The sequence below is a fragment of the Brevibacillus sp. NRRL NRS-603 genome (genome assembly GCF_003013445.1).
GTDB classification, from domain to species: Bacteria; Bacillota; Bacilli; order Brevibacillales; family Brevibacillaceae; genus Brevibacillus; species Brevibacillus formosus.
Map to the genome: position 1 here is coordinate 156,474 of NZ_PXZN01000011.1, position 14,951 is coordinate 171,424.

The window sequence follows — 14,951 nt, forward strand, 5'->3', positions numbered from 1 at the left end:
AAAATGACTTCACCAAACTGTTTTTGGGCGAAGTCATTTTACTTGTTACGAAGGCTGTAAATTATCGTTCATTTTCTTCAATACGCGGTTAAAGATAGCAAGCTCTGCTTCGTCAAGGCCGCGGAGTGCCAGCTCTTCTTGCTCTTTGGCAGCCTCCAGCCATTCCGGGAACCGTTCGATTGCTTGCGGAGACAAGGACACATAGCGCTCACGCTTGTCATCCCCCTCCGAGCGAATAATCCAGCCCATCTCTTCCAAGCGGGTGAGTGTCCGGGTAATCGTCGGCGCTTCAACATTCAGGTAGTTGCTCAATTGAACCTGGGTGAGCGATTCACGATAGTGCAAGCAAAGGATAATACCCCATTGCGAGCTGTATAATCCCATGGGAGCCATAGTCACATTCAATGTTTTACTGAATATTCTTGCGGTTTGGCTAATTCGATGTCCATAATATTGCATGAGTATATACCTCCAGGAAAGCTGGTCCGATATATCGTACACTTTATTGCTTAAGTAAATATGTACACTAACATACTAGCAGTTTCGGGCATATAAGTAAACGTTTATTCGATGGCGAAATAATGGATTTTCTGACACAAATAGAATCAGGCGAGTGTCATGGAAGAAGACACTCACCTGGCTGAAAAATATGGCGATACAGTGCATTAATCTGCGGACAAGATGCTCAGTGGTCCTTTTTCATTGATGAGCGGCTCCAGCTCATAGACCGAAATGGGGAACATGGGGAAACCGACGTAGTAAGGCGTAATTTCGTACAACTGGAAGTAGATGACCAGTGCTTTGTCGGCGAGGTAATAATCTTGATCGGGCTTAATCGAAGTAAAGCCATTGAGTGTAGGGATGCTTCTTTCTTTGATTTGACGCTTGATGTTTTCGGAAATCACCCTGACGTAATCGCTTCCTGGCTTGAATAATTCACGCAGCGTATACAGCTTGCCTGTTTGGATATCAGCGGTGATCGACCCGAGAAAGGTCATGCCGTGAGCCATTTGCGGTGTGTAGGCGTAGTTGCTCAACACGACGCTGAAAATACCGCGTTCGTTTGTCTTGATCTCGTAGCTTCCTTGCATTTCTGTATTTCCCGGTACCTGAACCCGTTGTTGCTCGTGAATTAAGCCTTGAACCGTTTGATAAATCGCCCGGTTGATATCTTTTTCCGCTTGCTGGTTGGCTAATCCTGCCAATTGCGGATAGTAAATCGTGGTGTTCGGACGGCTAATCGTCCGTGTGAGCACAGTAGCTGGCAATTGATTAAGTTCCACTTTTTTTCGTTTGCCTCCTGTACGTGTGGGTTGTGTAATAGCCTATTCGAAATTGTTTATGGCTGTTCTTACTTTTTTCACAAATTTGGAAAAGGTTTGGCTATATAATGGGGAAAGAATCCGATACATAAGTAAAAGGAAAAGGGGGGCAATTATGATTCAATTGATTCGCAATACCTTGACTGACAAAGAAGGCTTTATGATTTTTATCCTATGGAATCATTTGTGGATGGCGGGACTCATTGCCTACCAAGTGGATGTGAACTTTTGGAAAGTGACGTCCTTGGGATTGCTGGTCACTTTAATTGTTTCGCCGTATTATTTCATTCGCAAAGATAGTATTCTGATTCGTTACCTGGTGGCAATTGGACTCATGTTTTATGCGATTTCATTCGATCACTTTACCGATTACAAGGAGATCACCTTCCTCACTTTTATCGTCATGGGCTTTTTGGCAGCCTATTTGGATTGGAAGCTGGTCGTAACAGCGGGAATTACCCAAATCATTGTCACAGTTATCGGGTTCTACACAGGAACCTACCAAATCTTCGATGGTGATTTTTCGGAGCTCAATTTGCTTATGCGTATTGTCACGATTCTCATGATGATGGGAGCCGTAACGTATCTGTGTCTCGCCGGACAAGCCTCCCTGCAAAAAGCGCACGACGCAAGGCAGGAAGCAGAAGAGAAGGAGCGCCGTCTGGGAGAAATGCTTTTGAACATCCAGGAAATGACGGAGCAATTGGATCGTACAAGCGATCATGTACATGAGCATGCGGAAGGTACGAAGCGCAATACAGATGAAATGATGGTAGCCTTCAAGGAAGTCGCCGTCGGTATGGAATCGCAGGCGAATTCTACGGTAAAGATCGAAGAAGAGGTTCAATCCATCGATCAGGAAATCGAGGCAGTCACTACACAGACCAACGCAATGAAAACAGAATCGCAACAAAACAACCGTCGTCTGACAGAGAGCGTTCAGATGATGAACGAGCTGTCCTCGCAGATGGAGCAAATTGTGCAGGCAGTCAATGTAGCAGCCTCTACGATTCACCAGCTCAATCGGCAGGCGAATCGCGTAGAGGAAATTGTCGGCGCTATTAATCAGATCGCGACACAAACGAATCTCTTGGCACTGAATGCGGCGATTGAATCTGCTCGTGCAGGCGAGCATGGACGGGGATTTGCTGTTGTAGCGGATGAAGTACGCAAGCTGGCAGAACAAAGCGCGACAGCTACGCAGGAAATTACCGACATTCTCAAGTCTCTCCACCAGGAAAGTGAGAATGCGGTGCAGCATATGAGCAATGGGGAAGTGTCTGTTGCAAAAGGCCAAGAGCTGGCCGTAAAAACAGTGGCCTCCATCGAAGCCGTGCGTGCCGGAATGATGGCCTTCCTGGAAGCAGCTGATCAAGTAAGCTCCAGCATGGACCGGGTAAAAGTGCGTTCCGGTGAAGTTGCCATCGAGATGTCGACGATTACAGCCGTAACCGAGGAATCCGTAGCCAACTTAGAAGAGTTGTTTGCGACAGCAGAAAACCAGCATCAAAAAGTGCGTGAGATTACGGAAGAGCTGGGCGAGCTGAATACCTTGTCGCATCGCCTCCAGCAAACCTTTCACGTAAATTAGAGGTTGTTTAAAAAGTCGTCTTTTGATCACGAAGTAGTTCTGAAAGCTGATTCGGCATCGAAATAGAAGTGTTTGGAATTGAGAAAAAAGAATTGCATTTTTGAACCGTTCTGCTAGAATGAATTCCATTGTAACTAAATATATTCACCTACCTTATCAAGAGCGGCGGAGGGACTGGCCCGATGATGCCCGGCAACCACTGATCATGTCTATGCATGAACAGAAAGGTGCCAATTCCTGCAAAACCTGTACCATGGTTTTGACAGATGAGGAAGAGAACGGCTTCGTACGCAAACTCTTCCTCCGGGGAGAGTTTTTTTGTTGTATTTGTAAAAGGGGAGGAGGTAATAGACGAACGATAAAATAATTTTATAAGAGAATATTCGTAAATAGTATTGAAAATATAGGTAAAAAGCCGTACATTACCTAATAGGATAAAGAAAAACGTAAAGTTCGGATAGGGAGAGATACATCATGAAGAAATTATTGCTGGCATTAACGACATTCGCAGTATTGGCAACAGGGTGTTCGACTGGCACAAGCGCACCTGCAGATCAGCCAGGAGGACAAGCAGCAGGACAAGAGGGCGCGGCAAAAAAACGAATTGCCTTGATTTTGCCTGAGAAAATCGGTGTGAATCCGTTCTTCCAACAAATGGATGAGGGTGCGAAGAAAGCTGCACAAGAGCTGGGTGCAGACGTGAAAACGATCGAATCTACCGATCACGGAGCGATTGAGGAAAATCTGCGTGTGGCTGTTGCAGAAAATTATGATTTGATCATCACTTCTTCCTTTACATCAGAGGATGCATTGAAAAAAGTAGCTACCGAAAATCCTGACCGTAATTTTGCGATTATTGATACCGTAGTGGATTTGCCAAACGTACGCAGTGTTACCTTCCGCGAGCAGGAAGCGGCTTACCTGGTGGGAGCTGCAGCAGGTTTGGCAACGAAAACGAACAAAGTAGGTATGGTTGTCGCTCTTGATATTCCGCAGTTGAAAAAATGGACAGTTGGCTTCGAAGAGGGCTTGAAAGCGACAAATCCAAAAGCAGAACTGATGGTCAACTATGTGGGAAGCTTCACTGACCCGGCAAAAGCGAAGGAGTTGGCTTTGCTCCAAGCTTCCAAAGGCGCCGACTTCATTAACGGTGCAGCAGCAGTAGGCGACCTCGGCGTTTTCGAAGCGGCGAAGGAAAAAGGCTTCTTCACAGCAGGTCAGGATGTTGACCGTACGACGATTGATCCAGAGCATATTGTTCTGTCCCAATTGAAAGGGACTGATGCGGCAGCTTATGAAACCGTGAAGACCTTTGTAGAAGGAACGTTCAAACCAGGTGTTGTAGCGTACGGCTTGAAGGAAAAAGGTGTTGGCGTAACTTATGTCACGCACGAAAGCAAAACGCCACTGAACGCTTTTATTGGACAAGAAGTTGTCGATAAAGTGAAAGCGATCAGCGATGAGATTGTAGCGGGAACTCGCCAAGTACCAGATAAATTCTAAACACGCACGTCAAAAAGCTTGTGCACAGTGATGGATGTGACCGACTACGGCTGTGTAGTCGGTCTTCCATTTTCATAAAAGGACGTACAGAAATGAGGGAGTGGGAATGACCGATCGCTTGGAAATGAGGGGCATGACCAAGAAGTACGGAGATTTTACCGCCAACGACAAGGTGTCGTTCTCACTGGCAGCAGGAGAAGTCCATGCGATTGTCGGGGAAAATGGAGCGGGCAAAACGACACTGATGCGGATGCTGTACGGGATGGAGCAGCCGACGTCGGGAGAGATCGTGTTAAATGGCAAGCCAGTTGTTTTTCGCGGACCAGAGGATGCAATTCGAAATGGAATCGGGATGGTTCATCAGCATTTTATGCTCTTCGGTGAATTCAGTGTGACTGAAAATATCGTGATCGGATACGAGCCGAAGCAAGCGGGTTTTTTCAAAAGAAAGGACGCGGAGGACAAGGTACGGGCGTTGAGTGAGCAGTATCGCATTCCGATTCATCCGCAGGCCAAGGTAGCGAATTGCTCGATTGGGGAACAGCAACGGGTCGAAATTCTGAAGGTCCTGTACCAGGGAGCGGATATTATCGTGTTGGACGAGCCGACCGCTGTCCTTACCCCGCTGGAGGTACGCGACCTGCTGCAAACGATTCGAAACCTGGCAGAGAGCGGCAAGAGCGTCATTTTGATTACACATAAGTTGCAGGAAGTCATGGAGGTAGCCGATCGTATTACGGTATTGCGCGGGGGCAAAGTGACGGGAACGGTTTCGCGGAATGAGACAAATGCGGACGATTTAGCCAGATTGATGGTTGGACGTGAATTGCAGGAGCTAGCTGAGCGAGTTCCTCTGGATAAAGCTCCCTTGTTGCAGGTGGAGAATCTCACCATTCGAGAAAAGCAGACACTGCTCGATCAAGTCAGCTTTACCGTGCACCACGGGGAAATCGTAGGAATCGCAGGTGTGTCTGGGAATGGACAATCTGAGCTGCTGCAAGCCATCAGCGGTTTACGAATTGCACAGGAGGGTACGGTGCGGTTGGGCGGCAAGGACGTGACGAACAAATCAGTAGCCACCATTCGGGATGCTGGCTTGGCGCATATTCCGGAGGATCGCTACCTGTGGGGAGCGGCCAAACTCTCAAGCGTCGAGGAAAATGCGTTGATGGGCTATCAGCGAAAGCCTGCCTACAACCGCCGCGGCGTCGTTTTACGGGAGAAATTCCGCCAAGTCGTAAAAGGCTGGGTGGAGCAGTTTGCCATCAAGACAGGCTCCCGACAATTGCAGGAGCTGGCAGGGAATCTGTCAGGTGGAAATTTGCAAAAGCTGATCGTCGCAAGGGAGCTGGGACATGAAACCCCGTTTTTGATTGCGGCTGAGCCTACGCGAGGGGTGGATATCGGTGCCATGGAGTACATCCATCAGGCGCTGATCGAAAAGCGCAATCAGGGAGACGGGATCTTGCTTGTCTCGTCCGAGTTGTCCGAAATTCTCGCCTTGTCTGACAGGATTTTGGTCATGTATAAAGGGCGAATCGCTGGAGAGCTATCACGCCTGGAGGCAACCGAAGAAAAAATCAGCGTGATCATGGCGGGAGGAAGCATTCATGGCAGCAATCAAAGAGCTATCTAAGTCATTGGTTCAGCCGTTCTTGGCTGTCGTCATCGGTTTGTTGACCGGGGCGCTGGTCATTGCTGCAGTTGGCGAATCGATTTTGGGCACCTATCAGGAAATGTGGAAAGGGGCCTTTGGCAGTTTTTATTTCTTTACATCTACATTAGCGAGAGCCACACCTATCATGCTGATTGCCTTGGGGCTTTCCCTCGCATTTCGGGCAGGGGTATTCAACCTGGGGGCGGAAGGGCAAATGGTGCTGGGTGCCGTCAGTGCTGCGTTAGTCGCGATCTATTTGCCAGCACCGGGAATGATCAAAATTGTGGCGGGCATTTTCGCAGGAATGGCGGTTGGCGGGTTCTGGGCGTTGTTGCCAGGCTTTATGGAAGCACGCTTTCGCATTCCGTTGCTCATCTCTACGTTGCTCTTCAACTACATCGCGGTATTGTTTGCGAGCTATCTCGTGACAGAGCCATTCCGGGATCGCTCGGGTTCTGCGGCACTGGCACAGACTGTCATGCTGGAGAAAAGTGCGTGGCTTCCAAAGCTGTTTGCCGGGATGAGTGTCCATGCAGGTTTTTTGTTTGCGATCGTTGCAGCGCTGCTGTTGTTCTGGGTACTTCGCTTTACGCCTTTTGGCTATGAAGTGAAGATGCTGGGCCAAAACTCGCTGTTTGCTCAATACGGAGGAATTAACCGCATTAGGGTGATGCTGACCGGGATGTTTGCCAGTGGTGGACTGGCTGGCTTGGCGGGAACCGTCGAGGTAATGGGGGCGCACTATCGTTTTGTGGACGGGGCGCTGACTGTACCGGGCTTCGCCTGGACGGGCCTGATGGCAGCTCTGCTTGCGAACTCGCACCCACTTGGCATCATTGTGACCTCGATCCTGCTTGCTGCTTTTCAGACAGGTGCCATGGGTGTAGAACGCAATACGGATGTGCCGCTGGAGCTGGCAAGTGTTATACAAGCCGTATTGATATTGTTCATCTCCGCCAAGCTCAGCTACGACTGGTGGAAAAAGCGGAAGGCAAAAGGAGGGGAATCGCATGGAGCTCTTTGATTGGTCCCTTCTCAGTTCTACCATTCGGATGGTCACGCCGATCTTGCTGGCAGCTTTAGGTGGAGCGCTCTGCGCACGTGTCGGAATTTTTAATGTTGGCTTGGAGGGATTGGTACTGGTCGGTGCCTTTTCCGCGATTGTCGGCAATCATTTTACCGGGAATCTCTTTTTGGCCGTTTTGATTGCAGCGCTGGTCAGCATTGTCTTTTCGCTCTTATTCGCGTACATGACGATCAAGCTTAGGGCGAATGAAATCGTCGTTGGTGTGGCGATTAACTTTCTCGCGCTGGGGTTGACGACATTTGCACTGCGGGCGATCTTCGGTGTCAAAGGGGCGTTTTATGATAAGGATATGGCTGGCTTGCCCACCGTCGAGATTCCTTTCATTCACGATATTCCGGTGATCGGAGGCATTGTCTCTGGTCATTCGCCGCTCGTGTACGTTGCGTTTTTGGTTGCGATTTTGTTGTATGTGTTCTTTTATCGGACGGTTACGGGCTTCCGCGTCCTCGCAGTTGGTCTGAATCCCGTTGCGGCGCGCAGTCTCGGTCTGAAGGTGACCGGGCTTCAGGTGCTGGCGATTGTGATGAGTGGCGCATTGTGCGGGATTGCAGGGGCACAGCTTTCCCTGGGGCAAGTCACGATGTTTACAGAAGGCATGACGGCTGGCCGGGGCTTTATCGCATTGGTAGCGATGATGATGGGGCAGTCGCATCCACTCGGTATTTTGGCTTCGAGCCTTTTGTTCGGGTTGATGGATGCGCTTAGTATTCGTTTGCAGGGCTTTTCGCTTCCGACTCAATTTACGGCCATGCTGCCATACGTGCTGACGATTGCGGCGATGTTCTTTTTGAAGAATAAGAGTCAGATCGGTAGCGACAATCAGCAGAGCACCCGTTAAACACAGGCCATACAGCGTAGACAGGGGGAAATGCGATATGAACAAGGCAGATCGGATCAAAAGAATGAAAGTACCCGCCCCAGTGGGACCGGGACTCGCCAAACGACTTCCGCCAGGACAAATCCTGACAGAGCGTTTTCCCATTCTGCATGAGGGAGACGTGCCAGTGTATGACATGAACGAATGGACACTGCGCGTTTTCGGTGAGGTAGACCAGGAAGTGACGCTCTCCTATAAAGAGATCATGGCGATGCCGCAGGTGACAGTGACGAGCGACATTCACTGCGTGACGCGCTGGTCCCGTTTTGACAATGTGTTTACGGGCGTGCGCTTTCGTGATTTTTTACAGGCGATTGGCGTGACTCCGCAGGCGAACTTCGTCATGCTGCACGGTGATCATGACTATACCGCCAATGTGCCGCTTGCTGATCTGGAGCGTGATGATGTGCTGTTGGCTCACTCCTTTGATGGAGAGCGACTGACGGACAAGCACGGCTGGCCGCTTCGCCTGGTCGTTCCTCATCTGTATTTTTGGAAAAGCGTGAAGTGGATCAGAGGAATTGAATTTATGACAGAAAACAGGCCCGGCTTCTGGGAGCAAAATGGTTTTCACTTGATCGCAGACCCGTTCCGCGAAGAGCGGTTCTCCGGTGAAGCGCTGCCGATCCCAGAAGATGAGTGGGAGAAAAAGGAGTTCGATTGAGATGTTGACGAATCTAAAGGTAGATCCAGAACAACTCCCAAAGCGCGTCATTGTGTGCGGTGATCCAAAACGCGCCGCCTTGATTGCATCGAAGCTCGACGATCAGCGTCAAATCGGGGAAAACCGCGAGTATCACAGCTATGCGGGTACATGGAAAGGCGTAGAGGTAGCGGTAGTGAGCCATGGGGTAGGCGCACCGGGAGCAGCTGTATGCTTCGAGGAGCTGGCGAAGGGCGGCGTTCAGGTCATCATTCGTGTAGGAACTGCCGGGTCATATCAAAAGGAAATCGAGACAGGCAGCCTCGTCATCAGCTCCGCAGCGGTTCGCCAAGACGGCTTGACCAGTCAGTTGGTTCCAGCGGGCTTCCCGGCTGTTGCCAATCGTCATGTCGTAGATGCGCTCGTACAAGCAGCGGGAGCAAACGCATCAGACTTGAAGGTAGTCGAAGGAATCACACTGACACTCGATGTCTTTTACAGTGGGGTGTTGGAGTTCCCTCACAAGCTGTACCAAAAAGCTGGCGTTTTGGCAGTCGAAATGGAAAACACCGCCCTGTTCGTGATTGCGGCGCTTCGCGGAATAAAGGCAGGCTCGATTTTGGCGATCGACGGGTATGCAGATGCAGACCTACTCGAATCGTATAACCCGCACACCGATGTGATGGCAAAAGCCATTGAAGCAGAAGCGTTGATCGCACTGGGTGCGGTTATTGCGGTTTCGTAAATTCATTTATAGGAACACCCGGAACTGATTGTAGTTCTGGGTGTTTTATTTTTATCATCTCTACCATACCTCAGGCTTCACAACCATGAACCATAACATGGTCAGCAAAAGAAACAAATAGATCCAGATCGAACGAGTAAGCGACTGCACCAATTTATCCTTGTCCTGGTCAGTTTCATTAAACTTCCGTATCTTCGGCGAAAATGCGCGTGCCAGGAAATACAAGGAGCTTACCAGGATCAATACGGTCATCACGATCCAAGACGACTTCCATGACCAATTCCCACCCATGACTAGCAATACCCCGGATATGACCAAAACATGACCGGCATGCTTCGCCAAACGTGTGGTAGACCTGAAAGTATCCAGATAGGCTTGTTGTTTGGTGAGGTCAGCCTCTCGCAATCTTTTCATCATGGGTAGCAGAACGAAAAACGGTCCAATGGACATCATGGCACTGAGAATATGTAGATAAAGAATCGCCTTATATAATAAAATGCCCACCGTTATTTTTTCTTGCCCGGGCTAAATTCATGGACCCACACTCGCATTTGCGGCAGCCAAGGCATCCCAGGATGAGATGATAGAATGGATTGCTTATATTCCTCTACATTTGAATATCCCTCTTGCTTGGCATTTTCATCGGTCAATTCCCCGAGCGACTGTGAATAAACCTTGTCTATTACAAATTCGTGGCCTTCGAGGGTCATGATTTCACCAACATCTGCGTAGCGTCCATTGCGCCGGGTCGCGGTTTTTTGTCCCGACAATACTTTCTCGATATCCGGCTTCACGGTAATTAAACGATCAATTGTACAGGTTTTTGGCGGCAAAGCGTCAGAACCCATTTGATTTTGCATACATGCCATCCTCCTTTTTTCTTCAAAACCACTTTATCATAAGTCGAGCCATGAATGCACAAGCACACGACTGTATAGTTGGACGGGTGGGTCAGTCTTTAACGGTCACGATTGTACAGAGATAACAAAATTTTAGACTGGGGCCGTTAAACTAACGTACAGGGGCTAACTGGGAACCGGATCACGAAAGATTTGAAACGTTGAAAATAGCCATATTCAGAAAGCAAGCCATCTCCTTTTTCTATGATGTGTTAGCGGTTGATAAGTACCTTGCCGGATTTAGAGAAAACGACCCTTTCCACTCCTCCACTACAGCTTCTTCATCTACTGATTGTAAACCACATCTTTTCCGATAATTAACATTCCCTTTAAGCTTCCTTAACGCTCGTACAGTACCATTCAAAGTGACAAGTGAACACATCCCTTCGGTTGGAGCCATGGAGAAACCCCCGACAGCCTTTCCAAGCACTTTCATAGAGAGTTCTTTGGCATTGTCATGTCGCAGGGTTTTTTGTCTTGGGCATAAGGAGGCGTAAGCGATGAACCGGGAACAGTTTCGTGCAAGACTGGCACAGTACAAGCTAATCGCTTCCGTAAAAGAAGCGAAGCACCTGGAAAAAGCGGCAGAGGCAAATTTGAGTGCTGCGGTACTCTCGATTGGCAACATTGGTGTGATTAAAGGCTACGTAGATTATTTTAAGTCGAAAAATATCCCTGTATTTCTTCATTTGGAGCGGATTGGCGGAATCAGTCATGACCGGGAAGGCATTGCATTTTTGGGGCACTACGTCAAGCCAGACGGGATCGTCACTACGCGCAACACACTGGTCAAGCTGGCGAAAAAGCAAGGCCTGCTGACGATTCAGCGCTTGTTTTTGGTAGATAGCGATTCGATTAAATCAGGCCTAACTTCTCTGCAAGATACACAGCCTGACGCTGTTGAGCTGATGCCTGGTTTGCTGCCGGAGTTTATCGAAGAATTTCGTAATGTGATCGATACCCCGATCATTTCTGGCGGGCTGATTCGCAAGCAAGAACAGATGGAGGAAGTATTAAAGCATGGAGCGACAGCTGTTTCAGTCGGAAGTCCCCTGCTGTGGAAGGAGTGTAAGAACCTTGATTCAAGCGTTGTTATTTGATTTGGACGGGACCTTGCTGGACAGTCGGGATGCGGTCGTGGATGCCGTTGCTTTTACGGCTGAGCAGTACGCACCGGGACATTTTAGCAGGGAGGAGCTTCTTGCGCGTTTTGGAGAATCGTTTGATGACTTTTTAGCGGCAGTTGCTACAGCAGCAGGCGTCCCTGACAAAAAGGAAGTGCTGACGAGATACTTCGCGTATGTACGGGAGCATCATGAAGAACATGTCAAGCTGTTTCCGTTTGTTCGCGAAGGGTTGGAAAAGCTGAAGGCGGCGGGCTTTACGATGGCGATTGTCACGAACAAGCAACGGGAATTTACATTGGCTGGTCTGGAGATGGCAGGGATTGAGCATCTGTTTGAGGCAATCGTCACGGTCGATGATGTATCACGAGGCAAGCCGTCGGCTGAGCCTGTACAAAAAGCGCTGGGAGCGCTAGGCAAAAATCCCGAGCAAGCCATGATGATCGGCGACAGTCGCTATGATGTACTGGCTGCGGTAGGAGCGGGTGTGCAATCTGTCGTGCTGGAGTGGTACGGACAAGAGAAATGGCCCTACGCTTCTCCGGATTACCGCTACGCCGATTTCGAAACATTTGTTACGGAGATGCTGGCCGCAAAGGCACAAGGAGGGAAATAAAAACAGATGGCACGTGTGGTATTGGAGCAGGTAACGAAAGCCTTTCAGAATCAAAGCGTGGTCAAAGGATTGGATTTGGTCATTCCAGACGGCTCCTTTACGGTTCTGGTAGGTCCGTCCGGCTGTGGGAAATCAACCACACTCAGGATGATCGCTGGCTTGGAAACAGTGACGGACGGCAAAATCATAATCGGTGATCAAACGGTGAACCAATTGCCACCTGGCAAGCGTGATATTGCGATGGTTTTTCAGAATTACGCCCTATACCCAACAATGAACGTGTACGACAATATCGCCTATGGCTTGAGAAACCGCGGAACGTCGAAAAAGGAATGTCAGGTGCTGGTAGAGGAGATCGCGGAAATCGTCGGACTATCCGATTACCTCAAGCGCAAGCCTTCTCAGCTCTCCGGTGGTCAAAGGCAACGTGTTGCACTCGCGCGGGCCATGGTGAAAAAGCCAAAGGTCTTCCTGATGGACGAACCGCTCTCCAATCTCGATGCGAAGCTGCGAAATCAGATGCGTGTGGAATTGACGAGCCTACATAAGCAGCTCGGCAGCACCTTCATCTACGTGACGCATGATCAGGTCGAGGCGATGACCATGGGCGATCAGATCGTCGTCATGAATGACGGACACATTATGCAAGTAGCGACCCCGATGGATTTGTATCAGGAGCCGGAAAATCTGTTTGTTGCCCAATTTATCGGTTCCCCGCCGATGAACATTGTTTCTGCGGAGGACAAGAGAGAGCACGTATGGGGATTCCGCCCGGAAAAAGCAGTGTTGTTGCCTGCTGCTGTCTCTGCCATCACGAGCGAGGAGATGTGGAACGCACGAGGTCAGGTCGTATCCAGGGAAATTCTAGGCTCGGACACGCTCCTTCACGTGGAGACGGAAAAAGGCAGGGTCATCGTCAAAGCGGACTCGGAGGTCGCGATGCAGGTCGGCTCCTCGGTCACGGTCACTGTGCCGTGGGAGTACATGTATGTGTTCGAAAAAGGGAGCGGAAAACGAGTGGGTCGCATGAGTGGACGAGTGCCTGTATCGACACGCGCAGGAGGGGATAGCTGATGCGAAAAGCGGCAACTGTACAGGAGTTGCCGGGTGTAAGCCAGTCGAAAACAGAAGTGCGTTCACAGGCATTTGCATGGTCTGACCTCGCATCCCGGCTGCGTCCGTACTTGTATCTGGCACCCGCATTGATTTGCTTCGTCCTGTTCTTCTTTTACCCGATTGGCTCGATCATTTATTTGAGCTTTCAGGACTGGTCATTGATCAATTTGGAGCAAATGGAATGGGTAGGCTTGCAAAACTATCAGGACTTGATGAAGGACGGAGATTTTCATCAAGTATTGGGAAATACCGCGGTCTTTACCATTGCGACAGTGGGGATCGGCTTGACGCTATCTTTCCTGCTCGCCCTATGGCTGAACAAAAAGGCAAAGGTGTACGGCATTATTCAGGCGACTGTTTTCAGTCCTCACATCATTTCGCTGGTATCTGTCTCGATGCTGTGGATGTGGCTGATGGACCCGCAGTTTGGCCTGTTGAACGCAGGACTGGAAGCGGTCGGACTGCCTGCGTATACGTGGCTGACTGACCCGAAAAGCTCCCTGCTGTCACTGATTATTGTCAGCATTTGGAAAGGTGTCGGCTATAACACGCTCATTTTCATCGCAGGATTGCAAAGTATCCCAGGCGATATATACGAGGCAGCAGCTCTCGATCAATCGCCGTGGTGGCGGACGCTGAGACAGATTACGATACCGATGCTGTCGCCGACGATTTTCTTTTTGCTGATTATCAATACGATCTCATCCTTTCAAGCGTTCGACACGATTGCCATTATGACGCAGGGCGGTCCAATCAATAGTACGAACATGCTTGTCTACTACATTTACGAGCAGGGCATGGACTTCTACAATGGCGGGATTGCTTCGGCTGCCTCTGTCATTTTGCTGATACTGGTAGGGATTTTAACAGCTGTACATTTCCTGGTGATGTCCAAGCGCGTGCATTATCGTTGATGAACTCGTCGTGAAAGGAGGAGCAGCATGTATCGAGTGGTTTTGGCTTCACGCAAGACCGTAGAATGGATTGGTCTTTTGATCGTGGCTTTCCTGTTTGTGTTCCCGTTTCTGTGGATGGCATCGACGGCTTTCAAAACGATGCCAGAGGTCCGGCAATTTCCCCCTACGCTTTTGCCTGAGACGTGGGAGTGGAGCAACTTCGCCCAAGCCTGGGAATCAGGTCCGTTCCTTATGTATACGTGGAACAGCATTCTGGTTGCGGTAGGGATTTTGATCCTGCAATTTTTGACGGCGGTGCCTGCGGCTTACGCTTTTGCGCGCTACAAGTTTCCCGGTCGCAATCTGTTGTTTGGTCTTGTCTTGATTGTCTTGATGATTCCTGGACAAGTCATCTTTTTGCCGATCTACGTGCAACTGAGCGGTTGGGGACTCGTCAACACGCTGTGGTCGCTCATCCTGCCGTACGCAGCCAGTGCTTTCGGAATCTTCCTGCTCAGACAAGCATTCATGCAGGTGCCCGATGAAGTGATCGAGGCAGCACGTCTGGATAACGCGTCCGAATGGAAGATCATGTGGACGATCATGGTGCCGATGGCAAAGCCAGTGCTAGTCACTTTTGGACTGTTTAGCTTTATTTATCACTGGAACGACTATTTCTGGCCGCTGATTATGACCAATAGTGACGAGGTGCGCACCTTGCCGATCGGAATATCGAGCTTGCACATGTCCGACGGCGGAACCTTGTGGAACGTCATGATGGCGGGCAACATGATCCTCATTCTACCGATTCTCGTGATTTTCTTCGTGGCACAACGGCATATTATCAAAGCGTTCATCTATCAATCCAAATAATA

16 protein-coding genes and 1 riboswitch are annotated in these 14,951 nt (G+C 49.5%); of the genes, 12 read left to right on the forward strand and 4 right to left on the reverse strand.

Going from position 1 to position 14,951, the window contains the following annotated elements; genetic code table 11:
* Nucleotides 1-45: 45 nt before the first annotated feature.
* Both C7R94_RS06750 and C7R94_RS06755 read right to left on the reverse strand, forming a co-directional pair.
* Nucleotides 46-459 (reverse strand): MarR family winged helix-turn-helix transcriptional regulator, encoded by a 414-nt coding sequence (locus C7R94_RS06750; protein WP_047069936.1) that lies wholly within the window; start codon nt 457-459, stop codon nt 46-48.
* 206 nt (nt 460-665) lie between these two features.
* The gene (locus C7R94_RS06755; RefSeq protein ID WP_047069934.1) at nt 666-1,283 is read right to left on the reverse strand and encodes a DUF3298 and DUF4163 domain-containing protein; all 618 of its coding nucleotides are present in this window, start codon (nt 1,281-1,283) and stop codon (nt 666-668) included.
* 154 nt (nt 1,284-1,437) lie between these two features.
* On the opposite strand from C7R94_RS06755, the gene C7R94_RS06760 reads away from it, so the two are divergent.
* From C7R94_RS06760 to C7R94_RS06790, 7 genes are all read left to right on the forward strand, one after another.
* Nucleotides 1,438-2,913, forward strand: coding sequence for a methyl-accepting chemotaxis protein (locus tag C7R94_RS06760; protein WP_106779324.1), 1,476 nt, complete (start codon nt 1,438-1,440; stop codon nt 2,911-2,913).
* A gap of 150 nt (nt 2,914-3,063) precedes the next feature.
* A riboswitch (SAM riboswitch) is annotated at nt 3,064-3,186 on the forward strand.
* Nucleotides 3,187-3,387: 201 nt separating this feature from the next.
* A complete protein-coding gene (locus tag C7R94_RS06765; protein ID WP_106779326.1) occupies nt 3,388-4,416 on the forward strand; it encodes a BMP family lipoprotein in 1,029 nt (342 codons plus the stop codon).
* A gap of 106 nt (nt 4,417-4,522) precedes the next feature.
* The gene (locus C7R94_RS06770) at nt 4,523-6,052 is read left to right on the forward strand and encodes an ABC transporter ATP-binding protein (protein WP_106779329.1); all 1,530 of its coding nucleotides are present in this window, start codon (nt 4,523-4,525) and stop codon (nt 6,050-6,052) included.
* Nucleotides 6,027-7,097, forward strand: coding sequence for an ABC transporter permease (locus C7R94_RS06775; RefSeq protein WP_106779331.1), 1,071 nt, complete (start codon nt 6,027-6,029; stop codon nt 7,095-7,097). The genes C7R94_RS06770 and C7R94_RS06775 overlap by 26 nt, the downstream gene beginning before the upstream one ends.
* Nucleotides 7,084-7,998, forward strand: a complete 915-nt coding sequence (locus C7R94_RS06780) for an ABC transporter permease (protein ID WP_106779333.1) — start codon at nt 7,084-7,086, stop codon at nt 7,996-7,998. The genes C7R94_RS06775 and C7R94_RS06780 overlap by 14 nt, the downstream gene beginning before the upstream one ends.
* Nucleotides 7,999-8,035: 37 nt before the next feature.
* Nucleotides 8,036-8,701: a sulfite oxidase-like oxidoreductase gene (locus C7R94_RS06785; protein ID WP_106779335.1), complete on the forward strand. Its 666-nt coding sequence runs from the start codon at nt 8,036-8,038 to the stop codon at nt 8,699-8,701.
* Between the two features lies 1 nt (nt 8,702).
* A complete protein-coding gene (locus tag C7R94_RS06790; RefSeq protein WP_106779338.1) occupies nt 8,703-9,425 on the forward strand; it encodes a nucleoside phosphorylase in 723 nt (240 codons plus the stop codon).
* Nucleotides 9,426-9,485: 60 nt separating this feature from the next.
* Here C7R94_RS06790 and C7R94_RS06795 read toward each other — a convergent pair whose 3' ends face one another.
* Nucleotides 9,486-9,929 (reverse strand): DUF2269 family protein, encoded by a 444-nt coding sequence (locus tag C7R94_RS06795; RefSeq protein ID WP_106779340.1) that lies wholly within the window; start codon nt 9,927-9,929, stop codon nt 9,486-9,488.
* 2 nt (nt 9,930-9,931) lie between these two features.
* The gene (locus C7R94_RS06800) at nt 9,932-10,285 is read right to left on the reverse strand and encodes an ASCH domain-containing protein (RefSeq protein WP_106779342.1); all 354 of its coding nucleotides are present in this window, start codon (nt 10,283-10,285) and stop codon (nt 9,932-9,934) included.
* Nucleotides 10,286-10,824: 539 nt separating this feature from the next.
* On the opposite strand from C7R94_RS06800, the gene C7R94_RS06805 reads away from it, so the two are divergent.
* Genes C7R94_RS06805 through C7R94_RS06825 form a run of 5 tightly spaced genes read left to right on the forward strand, consistent with a single transcriptional unit; the run spans nt 10,825 to nt 14,949 of the window.
* Nucleotides 10,825-11,424 (forward strand): glycerol-3-phosphate responsive antiterminator, encoded by a 600-nt coding sequence (locus tag C7R94_RS06805; RefSeq protein ID WP_047069924.1) that lies wholly within the window; start codon nt 10,825-10,827, stop codon nt 11,422-11,424.
* A complete protein-coding gene (locus C7R94_RS06810) occupies nt 11,402-12,064 on the forward strand; it encodes an HAD family hydrolase (RefSeq protein WP_106779344.1) in 663 nt (220 codons plus the stop codon). Before C7R94_RS06805 ends, C7R94_RS06810 begins: the two co-directional genes overlap by 23 nt.
* A 6-nt stretch (nt 12,065-12,070) precedes the next feature.
* A complete protein-coding gene (locus tag C7R94_RS06815) occupies nt 12,071-13,138 on the forward strand; it encodes an ABC transporter ATP-binding protein (protein ID WP_106779346.1) in 1,068 nt (355 codons plus the stop codon).
* Nucleotides 13,138-14,094, forward strand: coding sequence for a carbohydrate ABC transporter permease (locus tag C7R94_RS06820; RefSeq protein WP_106779348.1), 957 nt, complete (start codon nt 13,138-13,140; stop codon nt 14,092-14,094). The genes C7R94_RS06815 and C7R94_RS06820 overlap by 1 nt, the downstream gene beginning before the upstream one ends.
* Before the next feature lie 27 nt (nt 14,095-14,121).
* Entirely contained in the window at nt 14,122-14,949 is an 828-nt protein-coding gene (locus C7R94_RS06825; RefSeq protein ID WP_007720517.1) for a carbohydrate ABC transporter permease, read from the forward strand.
* Nucleotides 14,950-14,951 lie beyond the last annotated feature (2 nt).